The sequence below is a fragment of the Azospirillum sp. TSH58 genome (genome assembly GCF_003119115.1).
GTDB lineage: Bacteria > Pseudomonadota > Alphaproteobacteria > Azospirillales > Azospirillaceae > Azospirillum.
The window spans coordinates 1898454-1913247 of sequence record NZ_CP022364.1 but is presented as its reverse complement, the minus strand read 5'-3'; the positions used below and the strand labels follow the sequence as shown (position 1 = coordinate 1913247).

At 72.7% G+C, this 14794-nt stretch carries 16 protein-coding genes; 3 read left to right on the top strand and 13 right to left on the bottom strand.

Annotated features, from left to right (window positions below; all coding sequences use genetic code 11):
* Window positions 1-21 precede the first annotated feature (21 nt).
* From TSH58p_RS12550 to TSH58p_RS12540, 3 genes are all read right to left on the bottom strand, one after another.
* A complete protein-coding gene (locus tag TSH58p_RS12550; RefSeq protein WP_109469227.1) occupies window positions 22-1308 on the bottom strand; it encodes a TRAP transporter large permease in 1287 nt (428 codons plus the stop codon).
* Window positions 1305-1811 carry a TRAP transporter small permease gene (locus tag TSH58p_RS12545; RefSeq protein ID WP_109469226.1) on the bottom strand — a complete coding sequence of 169 codons (507 nt, stop codon included), beginning with the start codon at window positions 1809-1811 and terminating at the stop codon, window positions 1305-1307. The genes TSH58p_RS12550 and TSH58p_RS12545 overlap by 4 nt, the downstream gene beginning before the upstream one ends.
* Window positions 1812-1916: 105 nt before the next feature.
* Entirely contained in the window at window positions 1917-2954 is a 1038-nt protein-coding gene (locus tag TSH58p_RS12540) for a DctP family TRAP transporter solute-binding subunit (RefSeq protein ID WP_162600037.1), read from the bottom strand.
* Between the two features lie 194 nt (window positions 2955-3148).
* On the opposite strand from TSH58p_RS12540, the gene TSH58p_RS12535 reads away from it, so the two are divergent.
* A complete protein-coding gene (locus TSH58p_RS12535; RefSeq protein WP_247895497.1) occupies window positions 3149-3811 on the top strand; it encodes an OmpA family protein in 663 nt (220 codons plus the stop codon).
* A 15-nt stretch (window positions 3812-3826) separates the two neighbouring features.
* On the opposite strand, the gene tagF is transcribed toward TSH58p_RS12535, so the two are convergent.
* From tagF to icmH, 3 genes are read right to left on the bottom strand one after another with little or no spacing between them, the layout of a single operon-like run.
* Window positions 3827-4471, bottom strand: coding sequence for a type VI secretion system-associated protein TagF (tagF, locus tag TSH58p_RS12530; protein WP_109069257.1), 645 nt, complete (start codon window positions 4469-4471; stop codon window positions 3827-3829).
* Window positions 4471-6501, bottom strand: a complete 2031-nt coding sequence (tssM, locus tag TSH58p_RS12525; protein ID WP_247873939.1) for a type VI secretion system membrane subunit TssM — start codon at window positions 6499-6501, stop codon at window positions 4471-4473. Before tssM ends, tagF begins: the two co-directional genes overlap by 1 nt.
* A 10-nt stretch (window positions 6502-6511) precedes the next feature.
* The gene (gene icmH, locus TSH58p_RS12520; protein ID WP_109069255.1) at window positions 6512-7855 is read right to left on the bottom strand and encodes a type IVB secretion system protein IcmH/DotU; all 1344 of its coding nucleotides are present in this window, start codon (window positions 7853-7855) and stop codon (window positions 6512-6514) included.
* Between the two features lie 101 nt (window positions 7856-7956).
* On the opposite strand from icmH, the gene TSH58p_RS12515 reads away from it, so the two are divergent.
* Window positions 7957-8346, top strand: a complete 390-nt coding sequence (locus tag TSH58p_RS12515; protein ID WP_158282578.1) for an STAS domain-containing protein — start codon at window positions 7957-7959, stop codon at window positions 8344-8346.
* Window position 8347: 1 nt separating this feature from the next.
* Here the strand turns inward: TSH58p_RS12515 and TSH58p_RS33115 are convergent, their stop codons facing one another.
* The 3 genes from TSH58p_RS33115 to msrB all read right to left on the bottom strand — a co-directional run bounded on the left by TSH58p_RS33115 (window position 8348) and on the right by msrB (window position 10314).
* The gene (locus TSH58p_RS33115; protein WP_014239127.1) at window positions 8348-8518 is read right to left on the bottom strand and encodes a hypothetical protein; all 171 of its coding nucleotides are present in this window, start codon (window positions 8516-8518) and stop codon (window positions 8348-8350) included.
* 139 nt (window positions 8519-8657) lie between these two features.
* Complete coding sequence (locus TSH58p_RS12510) at window positions 8658-9677, bottom strand: LLM class flavin-dependent oxidoreductase (RefSeq protein ID WP_109069253.1); 1020 nt, start codon at window positions 9675-9677, stop codon at window positions 8658-8660.
* Window positions 9678-9819: 142 nt separating this feature from the next.
* Window positions 9820-10314 (bottom strand): peptide-methionine (R)-S-oxide reductase MsrB, encoded by a 495-nt coding sequence (gene msrB, locus TSH58p_RS12505; RefSeq protein WP_109069252.1) that lies wholly within the window; start codon window positions 10312-10314, stop codon window positions 9820-9822.
* 119 nt (window positions 10315-10433) lie between these two features.
* Here msrB and TSH58p_RS12500 point away from each other — a divergent pair, with 119 nt between their 5' ends.
* Window positions 10434-11120: a dienelactone hydrolase family protein gene (locus tag TSH58p_RS12500; protein ID WP_109069251.1), complete on the top strand. Its 687-nt coding sequence runs from the start codon at window positions 10434-10436 to the stop codon at window positions 11118-11120.
* A 59-nt stretch (window positions 11121-11179) separates the two neighbouring features.
* On the opposite strand, the gene TSH58p_RS12495 is transcribed toward TSH58p_RS12500, so the two are convergent.
* From TSH58p_RS12495 to TSH58p_RS12480, 4 genes are all read right to left on the bottom strand, one after another.
* Complete coding sequence (locus TSH58p_RS12495) at window positions 11180-12811, bottom strand: alpha-D-glucose phosphate-specific phosphoglucomutase (RefSeq protein ID WP_109069250.1); 1632 nt, start codon at window positions 12809-12811, stop codon at window positions 11180-11182.
* 148 nt (window positions 12812-12959) lie between these two features.
* A complete protein-coding gene (locus tag TSH58p_RS34545) occupies window positions 12960-13736 on the bottom strand; it encodes a cold-shock protein (protein ID WP_109069249.1) in 777 nt (258 codons plus the stop codon).
* 150 nt (window positions 13737-13886) lie between these two features.
* Window positions 13887-14102, bottom strand: a complete 216-nt coding sequence (locus TSH58p_RS12485; protein WP_109069248.1) for a hypothetical protein — start codon at window positions 14100-14102, stop codon at window positions 13887-13889.
* Complete coding sequence (locus tag TSH58p_RS12480) at window positions 14102-14650, bottom strand: hypothetical protein (protein ID WP_146205850.1); 549 nt, start codon at window positions 14648-14650, stop codon at window positions 14102-14104. The genes TSH58p_RS12485 and TSH58p_RS12480 overlap by 1 nt, the downstream gene beginning before the upstream one ends.
* Between the last annotated feature and the right edge of the window lie 144 nt (window positions 14651-14794).

Here is a 14794-nt window from a genome sequence, read left to right as displayed (position 1 = left end):
GCGCCCCCGCGTCCGTCACGCTCAGTAGCCCAGGCTGCGCGGCAGCCAGAGCGCCAGACCGGGGAAGACCACCACCGCGGCCAGCGCCAGGAACATGGCCAGGATCAGCCAGCCGACCCAGCGCACCGTCGCCTCCATGGTGGTGCCGGCGATCTTGCAGGTGACCATCAGGTTGACGGCCATCGGCGGCGAGAACTGGCCGATGGCCAGCTTCATGGTCAGGATCACGCCGAACCACACCAGGTCCCAATTGAAGTGGTTGGCGATGGGCACCAGGATCGGCAGCAGGATCAGGAAGGTGGACACCCCGTCCAGGAACATCCCGATCACCACCAGCGCCGCGATCAGCAGGGCGAGAACGCCGTACTGCCCGATGCCGAGATCGACGATCCCCCGGGCGATGGGGTCGATGACGCCCAGCGTCCCGGTCGCCCAGGCGAAGACGCCGGCCAGGGCCACCACCATCAGGATGATCGCGGAGATCTCCGCCGACTCCACCAGCACGTCGTAGACCGTGCGCAGGGTCAGCGTCCGGTAGATGAAGAAGCCGACGAACAGGCCGTAGACCGCGGCCACCACCGCCGCCTCGGTCGGGGTGAACAGGCCGGCGCGCATGCCGCCCAGGATGACCACCGGCGCCATCAGGCCCCAGATCGCCTCCTTGAAGGCCTTCCAGATCGACGGGCGCTTCTCGCCTTCCCGCGCGACCTCGCCGAAGCCGTTGCGCCGCGACATCCAGACCGCCGGGATGACCAGGGCCAGACCGGCCAGGATGCCGGGGATCATGCCCGCCGCGAACAGGGCGGGCACCGAGGCCTGCGGCACCATCACGCTGTAGATGATGAAGGCGATGGAGGGCGGGATCAGGATGTCGGTCGCCGCCGCCGCGCCGATGACGCTGGCGGTGAAGGCGCGCGGGTAGCCCTCGCGCAGCATGGCCGCGGTCATCACCGCCCCCACCGCGGCGGAGGTCGCCGGGCCGGAGCCGGAAATGCCGCCCATGAACATCGCCACGATGATGGCGACCGCCGGCAGGGCGCCCTGCCGCTTGCCGATCACGGCCAGCGCGAACTTCACCAGCCGCTCCGCCACGCCCGACCGCTCGAAGATCAGGCCGGTCAGGACGAACATGGGGATGGCGAGCAGCGGGTACTTCGCCATGCCGGTGTAGACGGTGGTGGGCAGCGACATGATGCCGAGGCCGGCGACGCCGATCACCACGGCCCCGGCCAGCGCCAGCGCCGCGCCGATGGGCACACCGGCAATCAGCAGCGCGAAGAATCCGCCGAACAGCAGCGCGGTGGTCATTGCTCGTCCCCCCGCGCGACGCGGATGCCGCGGCCCAGCGCCCGCAGCACGATGACCACCGACAGGACCGGCAGCCAGATCGAGTAGATCCACTGCGGCACGCCCAGGCCGGGCGACGTCTCCTCGAACCGGTACTCGTCCCAGACCATCCGCGAGCCGTAGACGGCCAGCCCCAGGAAGACCAGCGCCGTGATGGCGATGGCGAACAGCTCGGCCCGGCGGCGCATGACCGGGCGCAGCCGGTCCACGAAATAGGTGATGCGGATGTGATGGTTGCGCACGACCGCGACCGAGGCGCCGAGCATGGTCATCACCACCATCAGGGCGATGGCGTATTCCTCCGTGAAGGCGAGCGAGATGTTGGTCAGATAGCGCGTGATCACGTTGGCGAAGGTGATCGCCCCCATCGCCGCGATGGCCAGCGCCGCCAGCGCCTCCTCGATCCGGATGGGAACGCGCGGGCGCGGCTCTTCGCGCCGCGTCAGTTCGGGGTCTTCGGTCATGAGCGGGGTCTCTGGACGGGGACGGGCGGGCCGGAGCGGACTGGGGAAGGAACGGGCGCCCGTCCGCCCGCCGCCGGAGCGGGAGCGGACGGGCGCCGGGCGGGCTTACTGGCGGCCGGCGACCGAGGTCTCGGCGGCCTTCACGAGGTCGGGGCCGATGGTCTTGGCCCACTTGTCGTAGACGGCGCGGGTGGCGGACTGGAAGGCCTTCTGCTGCTCGGGCGTCAGTTGCACGACCGCCACGCCCTGGCCGGCCAATTCCTTCAGCAGGCTGTCGTCCTGGGCGGTGATGCCCTTGCGGGCGATGGCGACCTCCTCCGCGGCGGCCTGGACGGCGGCGGCGCGCACCGCCTCCTGATCCTCCTTGGACCAGCTGTTCCAGACCTCCTTGTTGACCACGAAGATCAGCGGGTCGGCGACGTAACCCCACAGGGTCAGGTGCTTCTGGCCGAGCGTCGGCAGCTTGGCGGCGGTGAAGACCGCGACGGGGTTCTCCTGCCCGTCGACGGCGCCGGTGGACAGGGCGGGCTGCGCGTCGGCCCAGCTCATCTGCGTCGGGTTGGCGCCCAGCGCGGTGAAGGTGTCGAGGTAGAGCGGCGAGCCGACGACGCGGATCTTCAGGCCCTTCAGGTCCTCCGGCTTGGTGATGGCGTGCTTGGAGTTGGAGACCTCGCGGAAGCCGTTCTCGCCCCAGGCCAGCGGCACCACGTCCTTGGTGGCGAGCAGGTCGAACAGCTGCTTGCCGACCGGTCCCTGGGTCAGCGCGTCCATCGCCTTGTGGTCGGGCATCAGGAAGGGCAGCGAGAAGAGGTTCAGCTCCTTCACCTGCGGCGACCAGTTGATGGTCGAGCCCACCGCCATGTCGATCACGCCCTGGCGCAGCGCGGTGAATTCCTTGGTCTGGTCGCCGTTCACCAGGGCGGAGCCGGGATACATCTTCACATTGATGCGCCCGTTGGTCTTCTCCTTGACCAGCTCGGCCCAGCGGTCGCCGCCGATGCCCCAGGGGAACGGCTTGCCCAGCACGGTGGACAGCTTGTATTCGGCCTTGTAGTCCGCCGCCGCGGCGCCGCTGGCGACCACGCCCGGCAGAACCATGGCGGCCAGCGCCAGACCGGCGAACAGCGCCTTCATCGACTTCATTCTTGTTTCCTCCCGCATACCGCAAACGAAAGATCGGACCGGGATCGTACAGAGGCACGCACGACTGTTCCACGCGGAATTTGACGGCCCGCCCCCAAGCCTGGGACAATGCGGGCATGCAAATGCGGATGTTCCCAACAATCGGGGTTTTGGCGTTCGGGCTTTTGGGGGGCGGGCTTTTGGGGGGCGGGCTTTTGGGGGGCGGGCTGGCCCTTTCCGCGGGTCCGGCCCTGGCGCAATCGGCGCCCCCGCCCGCCGTCCCGCTCGGCCCCAACCCCAGCGAGTGCGAGATCCAGGCCGCCCTGTTCGGCGCCGCCGGGCCCGGCTGCCCGCCCATCGTGATGAAGCGCCCGCCGCCCCCGCCCGTCGCGGCGGCATCGCCCCCGGCATCGCCCCCGGCATCGCCCCCAGCATCGCCCTCGGCCCCGGCTCCCGCATCGGCCCCCGCCCCGGTGGCGGTGCCCGCCCTGCCGGGACCGCCGCCGGACCCGCCCGTCGCGGCGCTGAAGGCCGGGCTGCGCGCCGCCTTCCGGATCGGCTTCGACTTCAACTCGGCGCGCATCCGCCCGGAATCGCGGGCGGTGCTCGACCGCATCGGCGCGGTGATGACGGCGCCGGAGGCGGCCACCGCCCGCTTCCGCATCGTCGGCCACACCGACGCGGTGGGCGGCGACGCCGCCAACCTCACGCTGTCGCAGCGCCGGGCCGAGGCGGTGGCGGATTATCTGGCGGAACGGCACGGCGTGCGCCGCGACCGGCTGGACACCGCCGGGATGGGCGCGCGGGAACCGCTGCTGCCCAAAAAGCCGAAGGCCGCGGAGAACCGGCGGGTGGAGATCGTCAATCTGGGAGGATAGGCTTTCCTCCGCCCCCTACCCGTCGAGATCGTCCCAGCCCCGCCGCTCCCAGGCGCCATCGATGAAGGCGGCGGCGCGGGTCGAGCGCGGCAGGCCGCAGCAGGTCAGCACCGAGGGCGGAACCCGCCCGCCGCCGCGGCTCCACCACAGGCTGGCGCGGGGCGGCAGCGGGCCGACCCGCTCCTCGACCACCGTGGCGACCGTGGGGTCGGCCCCGTTGGGTTCCGGGCGGCCCAGGATCGCCATGCGGGCCGGCAGCGCGTCCACGTCGGCCCCGGCGCGGCAGGCGTCGGCGGCGATGGATTCGGCGCGGGTGAACCAATGCAGGCAGGCCACCGGCACCACCGCGAGGTCGGTGCCGTAGGGCAGCGTGCCGACGATGGTGAAGGGGTACTGCCGCCCCACCCGGTCGGCGCTGGGCATCATGATGCCGGCCAGCGGCGGCTCCCCGCACAGGCCGGGCGACAGGGCGAAGCGCCAGACCGGGGCCGACTGGAACAGCCGCTCCCAGGGCGAGCCGAGCTGGCGCACCGCCGCGTCCAGGACCTCCGTCAGCCAGGCGTCCCAGGGAAGCAGCACGCCGCGCGGCAGGCCGTAGCCCACGAAATCGCCGCGCGCCGGCACCTTCCCGTGGAAGCCCACCGCGAAACCGGGGCTCATCAGCCCGCCCCGCCGTTGTTGGGAACGCGGGGCATCGGAGCGGCCGGCTGGCCCAGCACGTCGAGGACGCGGGACACCAGCGCCTCGTCCGGCGGCACCGGGGCGAAGCCGGCCTCGACCAGCGCGGCCAGATGGTCGCCGAGCGCCCGGCGCTCCGCCTCGTGGGCCGGGCCGGGGAGCGTGCGCTGCCAGTCGGCGGCCAGCCATTCGGCCAGAACCGCCGGGTCCAGCGGCTCCCGCCCGCCGATCATCGCGTAGGCGCGCAGGCTCTGCCGCAGCAGGTCGGGCCGCGCCCAGCCGGTGCGGAGCTGCTCCTCCAGCCGCAGCACGATGCGCGACAGGAACACGCTGCGCAGAGCGCGCCGGTAGACGTCCTCGGCGGGAAGGCCGACGCGCTCCCCCTGCGACAGGCCGAAGCCGAGCAGGGACGCCCGCCGCTCCGCCCGCTCGGTCCAGCCGGCCGGCAGCGCGCGCAGCGCGTCGAGCGCCGGCAGCACGGCCAGGAAATCGGAATCCTCCACCCGCGTCAGCGAGCGCGGCGGGGTGTCGAGGACGCGCAGCCGCTCCTCCGCCACCGCCACGGCGGCCTCCGCCCGCGCCAGCAGCGCCTCGTTGGCGCGGTGGCTGCTCAGCCCGGCCAGCCCGAGCAGCAGGCCCGCCGCCGCGGTCCCGCCCAGCGCCCAGACGTGGCGCCGCCGCCGCGCCCGCTCCAGCGCGCGGTCCACCCCGACCATGTTGGCCTCAGGGAAGACCACCTCGGGCAGCAGCCGTTCCAGGAAGAAGGTCTGGGCCGGCGATTCCGCAGAGGCGCCGGGCTGGGTGGCGCTGGTCAGGTAGATGCCGCGCAGCAGCGGCACCGCCTCCTCCGCCTCGGCGGTGAAGGCGGTGTCGACGAGGTCGGCCAGCGCCGCCTCGAACGCCGCCATGCGCAGCGGGAAGGCGAAGGCGTCGCCGCGCCGCTGGATGTCCGGCTCCTGGTGCAGCCGCTCGGGAAGCCGCTCCTCCAGCCGGCGCAGCAGGGCCGCGTATTGCGCGTGGAAGCTGGCCAGCGGGCCGGGCGGCACATCTTCCACCGGGAAGGTGATGCCCCAGATCTGGGCGCGCTCCGCCCGGTCCAGCGGGTCGAAATAGGTGGTGAAGCCGTCCACGAGGTCGGCCTTGGTGCACAGCAGATAGACCGGCACGCGGATGCCGAGATGGGCGCGCAGCTCGCCCAGCCGCTGGCGGATGGTGATGGCGTGGTTGTGCCGCTCCGCGTCGCTCCACCCGGCGAGGTCGGTCAGGCTGATGGTCAGCAGAACGCCGTTCACCGGCTGGCGCGGGCGGTGCTCCTTCAGCAGGTCGAGCAGGCCGGACCAGACGCGCCCGTCGATGGCCCGGCGGCTGTCCTGGGTGGTGTAGCGGCCGGCCGTGTCGATCAGCACCGCCTCGTCGGTGAACCACCAGTCGCAATTGCGGGTGCCGCCCAGATTCTGCACCGGCATGCCGTCCAGCCCGCCGCCCAGCGCCGCGCCCAGCCGGGCGTTGGCCAGCGCGGTGGTCTTGCCCGAGCCGGGGGCGCCGATCACCAGATACCAGGGAAGCTGGTAGAGATACTGGCCGCCCCAGCGCGCGCCGAAGCGCTGCGTCTTCAGCCGGTCGATCACCGCGTCCAGCCGCTCGCGCACCGTGCCCAGCTCGTCCAGCGACGCCTTCAGCTCGGGATCGCGGGACGCCGCCAGCGCCTCCACGAAGCGGGCGTTGGCGGCGCTCTGCCGGCCGTCCTCGTGCCGGTTCAGCGCGTACCACAGGCCGAGCAGGAACAGCGCCGGCAGCAGGCGGGCCAGGCCGCCGAACCCGAGCAGCGGCATCACCGCCCAGCCGAGCAGCCCGACCGACAGGGCGACCGCGAGCGTGGTCCACCAGCGCAGGCGCGGCGCCATCGCCGGGTCGGCGTGGCGGGACCGGTTGCGGGCCCGGTTGTGGGCCCGGTTGTGGGCCCGGTTGTGGGAATGGGAGTCGGGGCGGGTGCGCGGGGACGGTTCGCTCATGGACCGCGGCCTATTCGGGGTAGAGGCGGACATCGACGCGCCGGTTGGCGCCCCGGTTGGCCGGCGTGGTGTTGGGGGCCAGCGGTTCGCGCTCGCCCCGCCCTTCGGCGGTCAGGCGCTCGGCGCCCAGCGTGCGCTCCAGGATCTTCAGAACGGCCACCGCCCGCGCCTCGGTCAGCGCCTCCGGCGTCGGCAGCCCGCCGCCGCGCGGGGTCTGGTCGTCGGTGTGGGCGACCACCACCACGCGCCCGGCCTCGGGACCCAGCGCCTGCCCGACGCGGTCGACCACCGCGCGGTAGCGGGCGCGGATGGCGTCGCTGCCGGTGGCGAACATGCCCGCCCCCTCGATGCGGATGACCAGCGCCCCGTCGTCGCCGGCCAGCACCGCCACGGCGCCGGAGCGGATCTCCGGCTGGAGCAGAGCGGTGACCCGGACGGCCAGCGCCGGACCCGCGCTGGGCGGCGGCGGCGGGACGGCGCGGACCAGCTCCAGCGGCCGGTCGGGGAGCAGCGCGCCCAGCCGGCCCACCACCGCGTCCGCCCGGCCGCCCAGCGATGCGGACAGGTTCAGGAACAGCCCGCCGAGCAGCGTCGCCACCGCCACCGCGGCCAGCCAGGGCGGCAGGACGTGCCCCAGCGGGCGGAAGCGTTCGGCGACGCCGCGCCATTGCGGCGACAGCGCGCGCTCCCGCTCGCCGCGCAGGCGGCGCAGCACGCGGAACAGCTCGTCCCGCAGGTGGGCGAGGTCATGGGCGCCGCGCGGCTTGTCGCGGAACTTGCCCTCGAAGCCCAGCGACAGGCAGGCGTAGAACAGCTCCAGCTCCAGCCGGTGCAGGCGCGGGTCGCTCAGCATGGTGTCGAGCAGGTCGAAGAAGCGGTCCGGCCCGCCGGCGCCGGGATCGACCACCACCGCCAGCCCCTCGCGCGCCCAGCGGCAGCGCGCCCCCCAGGGGGTGGCCCGCACCACGTCGTCCAGCATGGTGCACAGGGCGAAGCGGGCGACGCGCACCTCCTCCGGTGGGACGCCGATGGCGGCGGCCTCCTCCTCGAAGCGGCGGACCTCGGCGAGGATGACGTCGCGCAAGGCCTCCGGATTCTCGTGCCCCGAGCGTTCGCGCAGCGACCCGGCGAGGTCGAGCAGCGGCCCGGCGGCGGCCAGCAGCGGGTTCAGCGCGCCGCGCAGCCGCGCCGGCTGCTCCGGCGGCGCCTCCGCCTGCGGGCGGTCCTCCGGAGCCACGGCGGGCCCCGCCGCGAGGAAGGCCGGGAGCGCGCGCGGCCCACCGCCGGACTCCGCGGAAAACTCCCCGCCGTCCCGCAGGCCCGCCCCGCCGCCGAAGCGTCCGTCCGATTCCATGCCCCCGCCGCCGCTCTGCTGTATGATGATCCGTGTGATGGGAACTTCCCCGCCGGAGGAGGTATAGCAGGCCCGGCCGGATGGGGAAATCGGAGGGTTTGATGCAAATCGCGGAAGAGGCCCGCGGCGACGTGACGATCCTGCGCCCGGTGGGGCCGATCGACAGCGCCGCCGCCCCCCGGTTCGAGGCGCGGTTGATCGCCGCACTGGCCCCCGCCGCCCCGGACGAGCCCGCGAAGGCGCCGGCCGGGCTGGTGCTCGACCTGTCGGCGGTGACGCAACTGACCCCGGCGGGGCTGCGCTCGCTGCTGCTGGCGGTGCGGCAGGCGCGGCCCGGCGCGGGAAACGCCGGCGCGCGGGCGGGGGTGCGCATCGTGCTGGCGGCGGTGCCCGGCCCGATCCGCGGCGTTCTGGAGGAGGCCGGGCTGGCGGCGCTGCTGGAGAGCCACGGCGACCTTGAGGCCGCCGTGCGCGCCGCCTCACGACAATGAACTAATCCATATTGCGAAGACTGGAATCGTAGAGCTGCTGCGCCAGGATAGTCTTCAACAGAGCCTCGACGGTAACGCTCATGTAGCGCGCCTGCTGTTCCAGACGCCGATAGACATCGAGCGGCAGATCAAGCGTCACGTTGACCCTGCTGGCGTGGGGAAACTCGGCCATATCCCCTCTCCATCTCTGTGAACCGCGTCACGCGACGCCGGGCCACAGACGATAGGGCTCTCCTCCGGCGCGGTCCATGGCGCAGTCCGCGAAGCGCGCTGTGCGGTTGCGCCGGACCGTTCCCCCAATTTGGAGCCCGTCAGGCCGCGGCCCGCAGCGCCCCATGGACCTCCGCAAGGATCTCGTAGGAGCGCACCCGCGCCGCGTGGTCGTGGATGGCCGAGGCCACCATGATCTCGTCCGCGCCGGTTTCCTCCAGGAAGGCGTCCAGCCCGCGCCGCACCGTCTCCGCCGAGCCGACGAAGGAGCGGGACAGCATGTTCATCGCCTGCGCCTTCTCCATCGGCGACCAGAAGCTCTCGATGTCGTCGATGGGCGGCGGCAATTGGCCGCGGGTGCCACGGATCAGACGGGCGAAGCTCTGCTGGGCGGAGGTGAAGAGCCGCCGCGCCTCCGCGTCGGTCTCGGCGGCGACGACGTTCACCCCGACCATGGCGTAGGGCCGGTCGAGCTGCGCCGAGGGCGTGAAATTCTCCCGGTAGACCTGCAGCGCCCGCATCAGCGCGTCCGGCGCGAAGTGCGAGGCGAAGGCGTAGGGCAGGCCGAAGGCCGCCGCCAGCTGGGCGCCGAACAGGCTGGAGCCGAGAATCCACAGCGGCACCTCGGTGCCGGCGCCGGGCACCGCCTGCACCCGCTGGCCCGGCTGGACGGGGCCGAGCAGGGCCTGAAGCTCCAGCACGTCCTGCGGGAACTGCTCCGCCACCGACGGGTCGCGGCGCAGGGCGCGCAGCGTCATCTGGTCGGTGCCGGGCGCCCGGCCCAGCCCGAGATCGATGCGGCCGGGGAACAGCGATTCCAGCGTGCCGAACTGCTCGGCGATGACCAGCGGCGAATGGTTGGGCAGCATGATGCCCCCGGCGCCGACGCGGATGGTCGAGGTGCCCGCCGCCACATGGCCGATGACGACGGAGGTCGCGGCGCTGGCGATGCCGGTCATGTTGTGGTGCTCGGCCAGCCAGTAGCGGCGGTAGCCCAGCCGCTCGGCGTGGCGGGCGAGGTCCAGCGTGTTGCGCAGCGCGTCGCCGGGCGTGCTGCCCTCCGGCACGGGAGCGAGGTCGAGGACGGAGAGGGGAGAACGGACGGTGTGGTCGGTGGGCATGACAGGGGATTTCCAATGAAACGGGAGGATCGGGGGAGGTGCTGTTGCCCCCACCCCGGCCCTCCCCCGCTTCGCAGGGGAGGGAGAATCGGGTCCCCTCCCCCGCCAAGCGGGGGAGGGTTAGGAAGGGGGCAAGCGGCCGCTAGAACGCCGCCCCCTCCTCCACCCAATCCTGAACGCTCCTGGCCGGCGGCTGCCCCTCGGGCAGGAAGGCCAGCGAGACGGAGTTGATGCAGAAGCGCATGCCGGTCGGCGGCGGGCCGTCCGGGAAGACGTGGCCCTGGTGGCTGCCGCAGCGGGCGCACAGCGTCTCCACCCGCACCATGCCGTAGCTGTTGTCCTGCACCAGCTTCAGATGCGCGTTCTCGTAGGGCGCGGTGAAGCTGGGCCAGCCGGTGCCGGATTCGAACTTCGTCCCGGACCGGAACAGCGGCAGGCCGCACAGCCGGCAGGCGTAGGTGCCCGGTTTCTTGTTGTCGAGCAGGCCGCCGCAGAAGGGCGCCTCCGTCCCGTGGCTGAGCAGGACGTGCCGCTCCTCGTCCGACAGGCGCTCCACCAGCACCGCGCGCTGGTCCGGCGTCGGCGGCGTCAGGTCGAAGGGTCCAGCGGTCGGGGAACGGTCGGCGGGGGCGGACATCGGGCGGCTCCAGTGACGGGATGACGGTCCTAGGGGATATGGGCCAGTCGGTCGCGGATGACACCCGGCGTCAGGCTGCTATCTTCCCTGCACGGAAGGAATGGAGGGAGAGACCAGCCATGACCGGAACGACCACCGGCACGAGCAGCGCCTGGACGCACCTGACGGCGTCCGACGGGCACCGGCTGACCGCCTACGAAGCCCGGCCCGTCGGGCCGGAGAAGGGGCGGCTTCTGATCGTCCAGGAGATTTTCGGGATCAACAGCCACATACGCCGCGTCTGCGACGGCTACGCGGCCGACGGCTACCACACGCTGGCCCCCGCCCTGTTCGACCGGGCGGAGCGCGGGGTGGAGCTGCCCTATGACGAGGCGGGCGTCCAGCGCGGCCGCGACCTGATGGGCGCGGTCAGCGTCGAGGACGCGCTGACCGATGTGGCGGCCGGACTTGCCCATCTCGGCGGGGCGGAGGGTGCGGCCGTCGCCGGCTATTGCTGGGGCGGCACCATCGCCTGGGCCGCCGCCTCGCGCCTGCCGGTCCGCGCCTCGGTCGCCTATTACGGCGGCGGCATCGGCAACCGGCTGGACGAGGTTCCGCGCGCGCCCGTGCTGCTGCATTTCGGGGAGACGGACCACGCCATCCCCCTGACGGTGGCCGAGGCGGTGCGCCAGCGCCATCCCGCCGCCATCACGCACCTCTACCCCGCCGGCCACGGCTTCAACTGCGACGAGAGGGCCAGCTACGACGCGGCGAGCGCCGCCCTGGCCAAGCGGCGCACGCTCGGCCTGCTCCAGGCGGTGTTCTAAAAAGGAAAAGGCCCTTCCCCGTCGCGGGAGGAAGGGCCTTGTCCGTCAACCGTCTTCGATCAGGTGGCGACGTCCGGCTTGGTGCGGCCGGTGTGGCGTTCGATGCCGGCCAGTTCCGCGGCCAGATCGGCCAGCGGCTTCAGCGCGACCGGGGCGTCCAGCCCATGCTCGCCGCCGACCGGCTCGTACCGCTCGAAATAGACGCGCAGGGTGGCGCCCGACGTGCCGGTGCCGGACAGGCGGTAGACGATGCGCGAGCCGTCCTCGAAGCCGACGCGCAGCCCCTGCCGCTCGGACCGGCTGCCGTCCACCGGGTCGGTGTAGGCGAACTCGTCCGCCGCCGCGACCTTGCGCCCGCCGAGGTCCGTGCCGGCCAGCGAGGGCAGCGTGCCGCGCAGCTCGGCGATCAGGGCGTCGGCGGCCTCCTGCGGGATGGCCTCGTAGTCGTGGCGGCCGTAATAGGTGCGCCCGTAGGTGCCCCAATGCTCGTCCATCAGCTCGGCCACCGACAGGCCGCGGGCGGCCAGGACGTTGAGCCACATCAGGACGGCCCACAGCCCGTCCTTCTCGCGCACATGGTCGGCGCCGGTGCCGAAGCTCTCCTCGCCGCACAGGTTGATGCGCCCGGCGTCGAGCAGCGTGCCGAAGAACTTCCAGCCCGTCGGCGTCTCGTAGCAGGAAATCCCGAGCTTCGCCGCCACGCGGTCCACCGCCCGGCTGGTCGGCATGGAGCGGGCGACCCCCGCCAGACCTCCCTTGAAGGCCGGGACGTGGGTGGCGTTGGCCGCCAGAACGGCGAGGCTGTCGCTGGGCGACACGAAGACGTTGCGGCCCAGGATCATGTTGCGGTCGCCGTCGCCGTCCGAGGCGGCGCCGAAATCCGGCGCGTCCGGCCCGAACAGCCGCTCCACCAACTCCACCGCGTGGGCGAGGTTCGGGTCGGGATGGTGCCCGCCGAAATCCTCCAGCGGCGTGCCGTTGATGACGGTGCCGGCGGGGGCGCCCAGCCGGCGCTCCAGGATCTCCGTGGCGTAGGGGCCGGTGACCGCGTGCATGGCGTCGAACACCATGCGGAAGCCCGACGCGAACAGCTTGCGGATCGCCGCCATGTCGAACAGCGATTCCATCAGCTCCGCGTAATCGGCCACCGGGTCGATGACCTCCACCGCCATGCCGCCGAGCGTCGTCTCGCCGAGCCGGTCGAGGTCAAGGTCCGGCGACTCCAGCGTCCTGTATTCGGTGATGGCCTTGGAGCGGGCGAAGAAGGCGTCGGTCATCGATTCCGGCGCAGGGCCGCCGTTGGCGGCGTTGAACTTGATGCCGAAATCGCCGTCCGGGCCGCCGGGGTTGTGGCTGGCCGACAGGATCACGCCGCCGATGGCGCCGCGCTTGCGGATGACGCAGGAGGCCGCCGGGGTGGACAGGATGCCGCCGCGCCCGACCACCGCGCGCGCAACGCCGTTGGCCGCGGCCATGCGCAGGATGGTCTGCACGGCGGTGCGGTTGTGATACCGCCCGTCGCCGCCGATCACCAGCGTGGCGCCGGACAGGCCGTCGACGCAGTCGAAGATGGATTGGACGAAGTTTTCCAGGTAGCGCGGCTGCTCAAAGACCTTCACGGCCTTGCGCAGCCCGGAGGTGCCGGGCTTCTGGCCGTCGAAGGGCGTGGTCGGACAGGTGACGGGAACCACTGGACGTCCTCTCTTGGTCGTGTCGGGCCGGGGCGGCGTGCCGTCGCGCCGCCGCCCCGCTCCGCCACGATGCGCGGCTTTGCGCCGCCGTTCAACCGGGCCGAACGACACCTTACCTTCGGAGGCCCACCTTCGGCGGGCCGGCGCTTTACGCCTCTTCGACCGAGACGGCTTCCGGACCCTTGTCGCCCTGGCGGACGGAGATGCGGACGCGCTGGCCGTCGTTCAGACCCTGAAGGCCGGAGCGCTCCACCGCCTTGATGTGGACGAACACGTCCTGGCCGCCGCCGTCCTGGGCGATGAAGCCGAAGCCCTTGGTGGCGTTGAACCACTTCACGGTGCCCTCGGTCTGGCTGGCCGGGCCGCCCGCCGCCGGACGGCGCGGGCCGCCGAAGCCGCCCCGGTCACCGCCGCGATCGCCGCCACGGTCGCCACCGCGATCGTTGAAGCCGCGGCTGTCTCCCCGGCCGCCGAACCCGCGGTCCCCACCCCGGTCCCCACCTCGGTCATTGAAGCCGCGGTCGCCGAAACCACGATTTCCGAACCCGCGATCACCCCCGCGGTCGCCCCCGCGGTCGTTGCGGTCGCCGAAGCCACCCCGCTCGCCGAAGGACGGGCGCGGGCCCTGGGCACGGGCCGGGCGCGCCGGGACGGCGGTGGAGGTGTCCACGGAATGCAGGGCGGAAACCTGATTGCCCTTGCGCCCCTCGACGATGTCCACCACGACGGTGGCGCCGTCCGGCAGGGAGTCGTGGCCGGCGGTGGCGACGATGGCGGCGGGGATCAGGGCGTCGGGCGACCCGTCCTCGAACTTGACGAAGCCGAAGCCGCGGTTGGGATCGTACCACTTGACGGTGGCCTGAACCTGGGTGCCGAGGACGACAGGCTGGCGGTAGACGTGCTGGCGCGGGGGTTGACGGTGCATGAGACCCACTGAACTCCAAAAGGCGACTCGGCACCGGCCTTCGGTGCCCGACAGAACACATCGCCTTTCCCCGCGCGAATCACAAGACCGCAGGCGCGCCGTTTCGCGCGCCCGCGGCCCTGGTGCCATTTTTCTCCCCGGCGGGTGGTGTCAGGCCAGCCGCTCGGGGTTCGGCGGCGGCTCCTCCGGCGGGACGGGGATGGCGTCCGGCGGCTCCTTGATCGGAGGCCGCGACGGGTCGCCGGGCATGTCCGGCATGCCGGGCGGCGGCACCGGCATGTCGGGGGTCGGCGGGGAGGGAGGAAGGGGACCGGCAACGCTCAGGTCGGCGGCCATCAGCTCGGCCATCATCCGCGCCGTCGCCATCAGCCGCCCCCGCCCATGGTGCCGCCGGTCGCCCCCGGCGCGGCGCGGGTCAGGCCGCGCGCCTTGTCCAGCGACTCCATGCAGAGCTGCTCGTTGCCGTCCTTCGCGGCGGAGCGCGCGGCGGTCACCAGCGAGTCGATCTGGGCGTTGCGCGCCGCCTGCCCCATCGACCCGCTTTCCATGGAGGAGCCGCTGTTGGGTGCGGCGTCGGGCCGCACCGCCGGAGCGGTGGGCATGGGAGCGCCGGTGCGCGGCGGCTCGATCACCGCCTGATCGCCGGAGGCCGGCGGCGTCACCACCCCGCCCGAGCGGGCGAGCTGGTCCGGCGTCGTGCCGGAACTGCCGCTCGGCAAAGACCCGTCCCCCGCGGTGGAGCCGGAACTGCCCGGCGGCGTCGCGACCGGCGGCGGGCTGGCCGACAGGTTGTTTTCGGCGGCGAAGCGGTCGACCAGCGCGGCGCAGCTTCCCTGCGCCAGAGCGGGACCGGCACCGCACAGCACGAGGCCGGCGGCGAGCAAAAGGCCCTGTGGGATCGGATGTCGTGCCATCGGTTGCCTCCCCATCAGCAATACCACCCTCAACCGGTGTAGCGGTGCGGCGGTTCCGTCCGCCTTTTTCCCGCCATGGACCCTTTTTCCCGCCATGGACACCGTCCGGTGGTGCCGTTTCGCCCGCTCCTCCTGTTGAAGGCG

What these genes read in the sequence shown, in the direction of transcription:
- msrB (WP_109069252.1), bottom strand. Translation starts at nt 10,314, where the DNA reads ATGTCCGCCCCCGCCGACCGTTCCCCGACCGCTGGACCCTTCGACCTG.
- TSH58p_RS12545 (WP_109469226.1), bottom strand. Translation starts at nt 1,811, where the DNA reads ATGACCGAAGACCCCGAACTGACGCGGCGCGAAGAGCCGCGCCCGCGC.
- TSH58p_RS12500 (WP_109069251.1), top strand. Translation starts at nt 10,434, where the DNA reads ATGACCGGAACGACCACCGGCACGAGCAGCGCCTGGACGCACCTGACG.
- icmH (WP_109069255.1), bottom strand. Translation starts at nt 7,855, where the DNA reads ATGGAATCGGACGGACGCTTCGGCGGCGGGGCGGGCCTGCGGGACGGC.
- TSH58p_RS12485 (WP_109069248.1), bottom strand. Translation starts at nt 14,102, where the DNA reads ATGGCGACGGCGCGGATGATGGCCGAGCTGATGGCCGCCGACCTGAGC.
- tssM (WP_247873939.1), bottom strand. Translation starts at nt 6,501, where the DNA reads ATGAGCGAACCGTCCCCGCGCACCCGCCCCGACTCCCATTCCCACAAC.
- TSH58p_RS12510 (WP_109069253.1), bottom strand. Translation starts at nt 9,677, where the DNA reads ATGCCCACCGACCACACCGTCCGTTCTCCCCTCTCCGTCCTCGACCTC.
- tagF (WP_109069257.1), bottom strand. Translation starts at nt 4,471, where the DNA reads ATGAGCCCCGGTTTCGCGGTGGGCTTCCACGGGAAGGTGCCGGCGCGC.
- TSH58p_RS33115 (WP_014239127.1), bottom strand. Translation starts at nt 8,518, where the DNA reads ATGGCCGAGTTTCCCCACGCCAGCAGGGTCAACGTGACGCTTGATCTG.
- TSH58p_RS12550 (WP_109469227.1), bottom strand. Translation starts at nt 1,308, where the DNA reads ATGACCACCGCGCTGCTGTTCGGCGGATTCTTCGCGCTGCTGATTGCC.
- TSH58p_RS12515 (WP_158282578.1), top strand. Translation starts at nt 7,957, where the DNA reads ATGCAAATCGCGGAAGAGGCCCGCGGCGACGTGACGATCCTGCGCCCG.
- TSH58p_RS12480 (WP_146205850.1), bottom strand. Translation starts at nt 14,650, where the DNA reads ATGGCACGACATCCGATCCCACAGGGCCTTTTGCTCGCCGCCGGCCTC.
- TSH58p_RS34545 (WP_109069249.1), bottom strand. Translation starts at nt 13,736, where the DNA reads ATGCACCGTCAACCCCCGCGCCAGCACGTCTACCGCCAGCCTGTCGTC.
- TSH58p_RS12540 (WP_162600037.1), bottom strand. Translation starts at nt 2,954, where the DNA reads ATGAAGTCGATGAAGGCGCTGTTCGCCGGTCTGGCGCTGGCCGCCATG.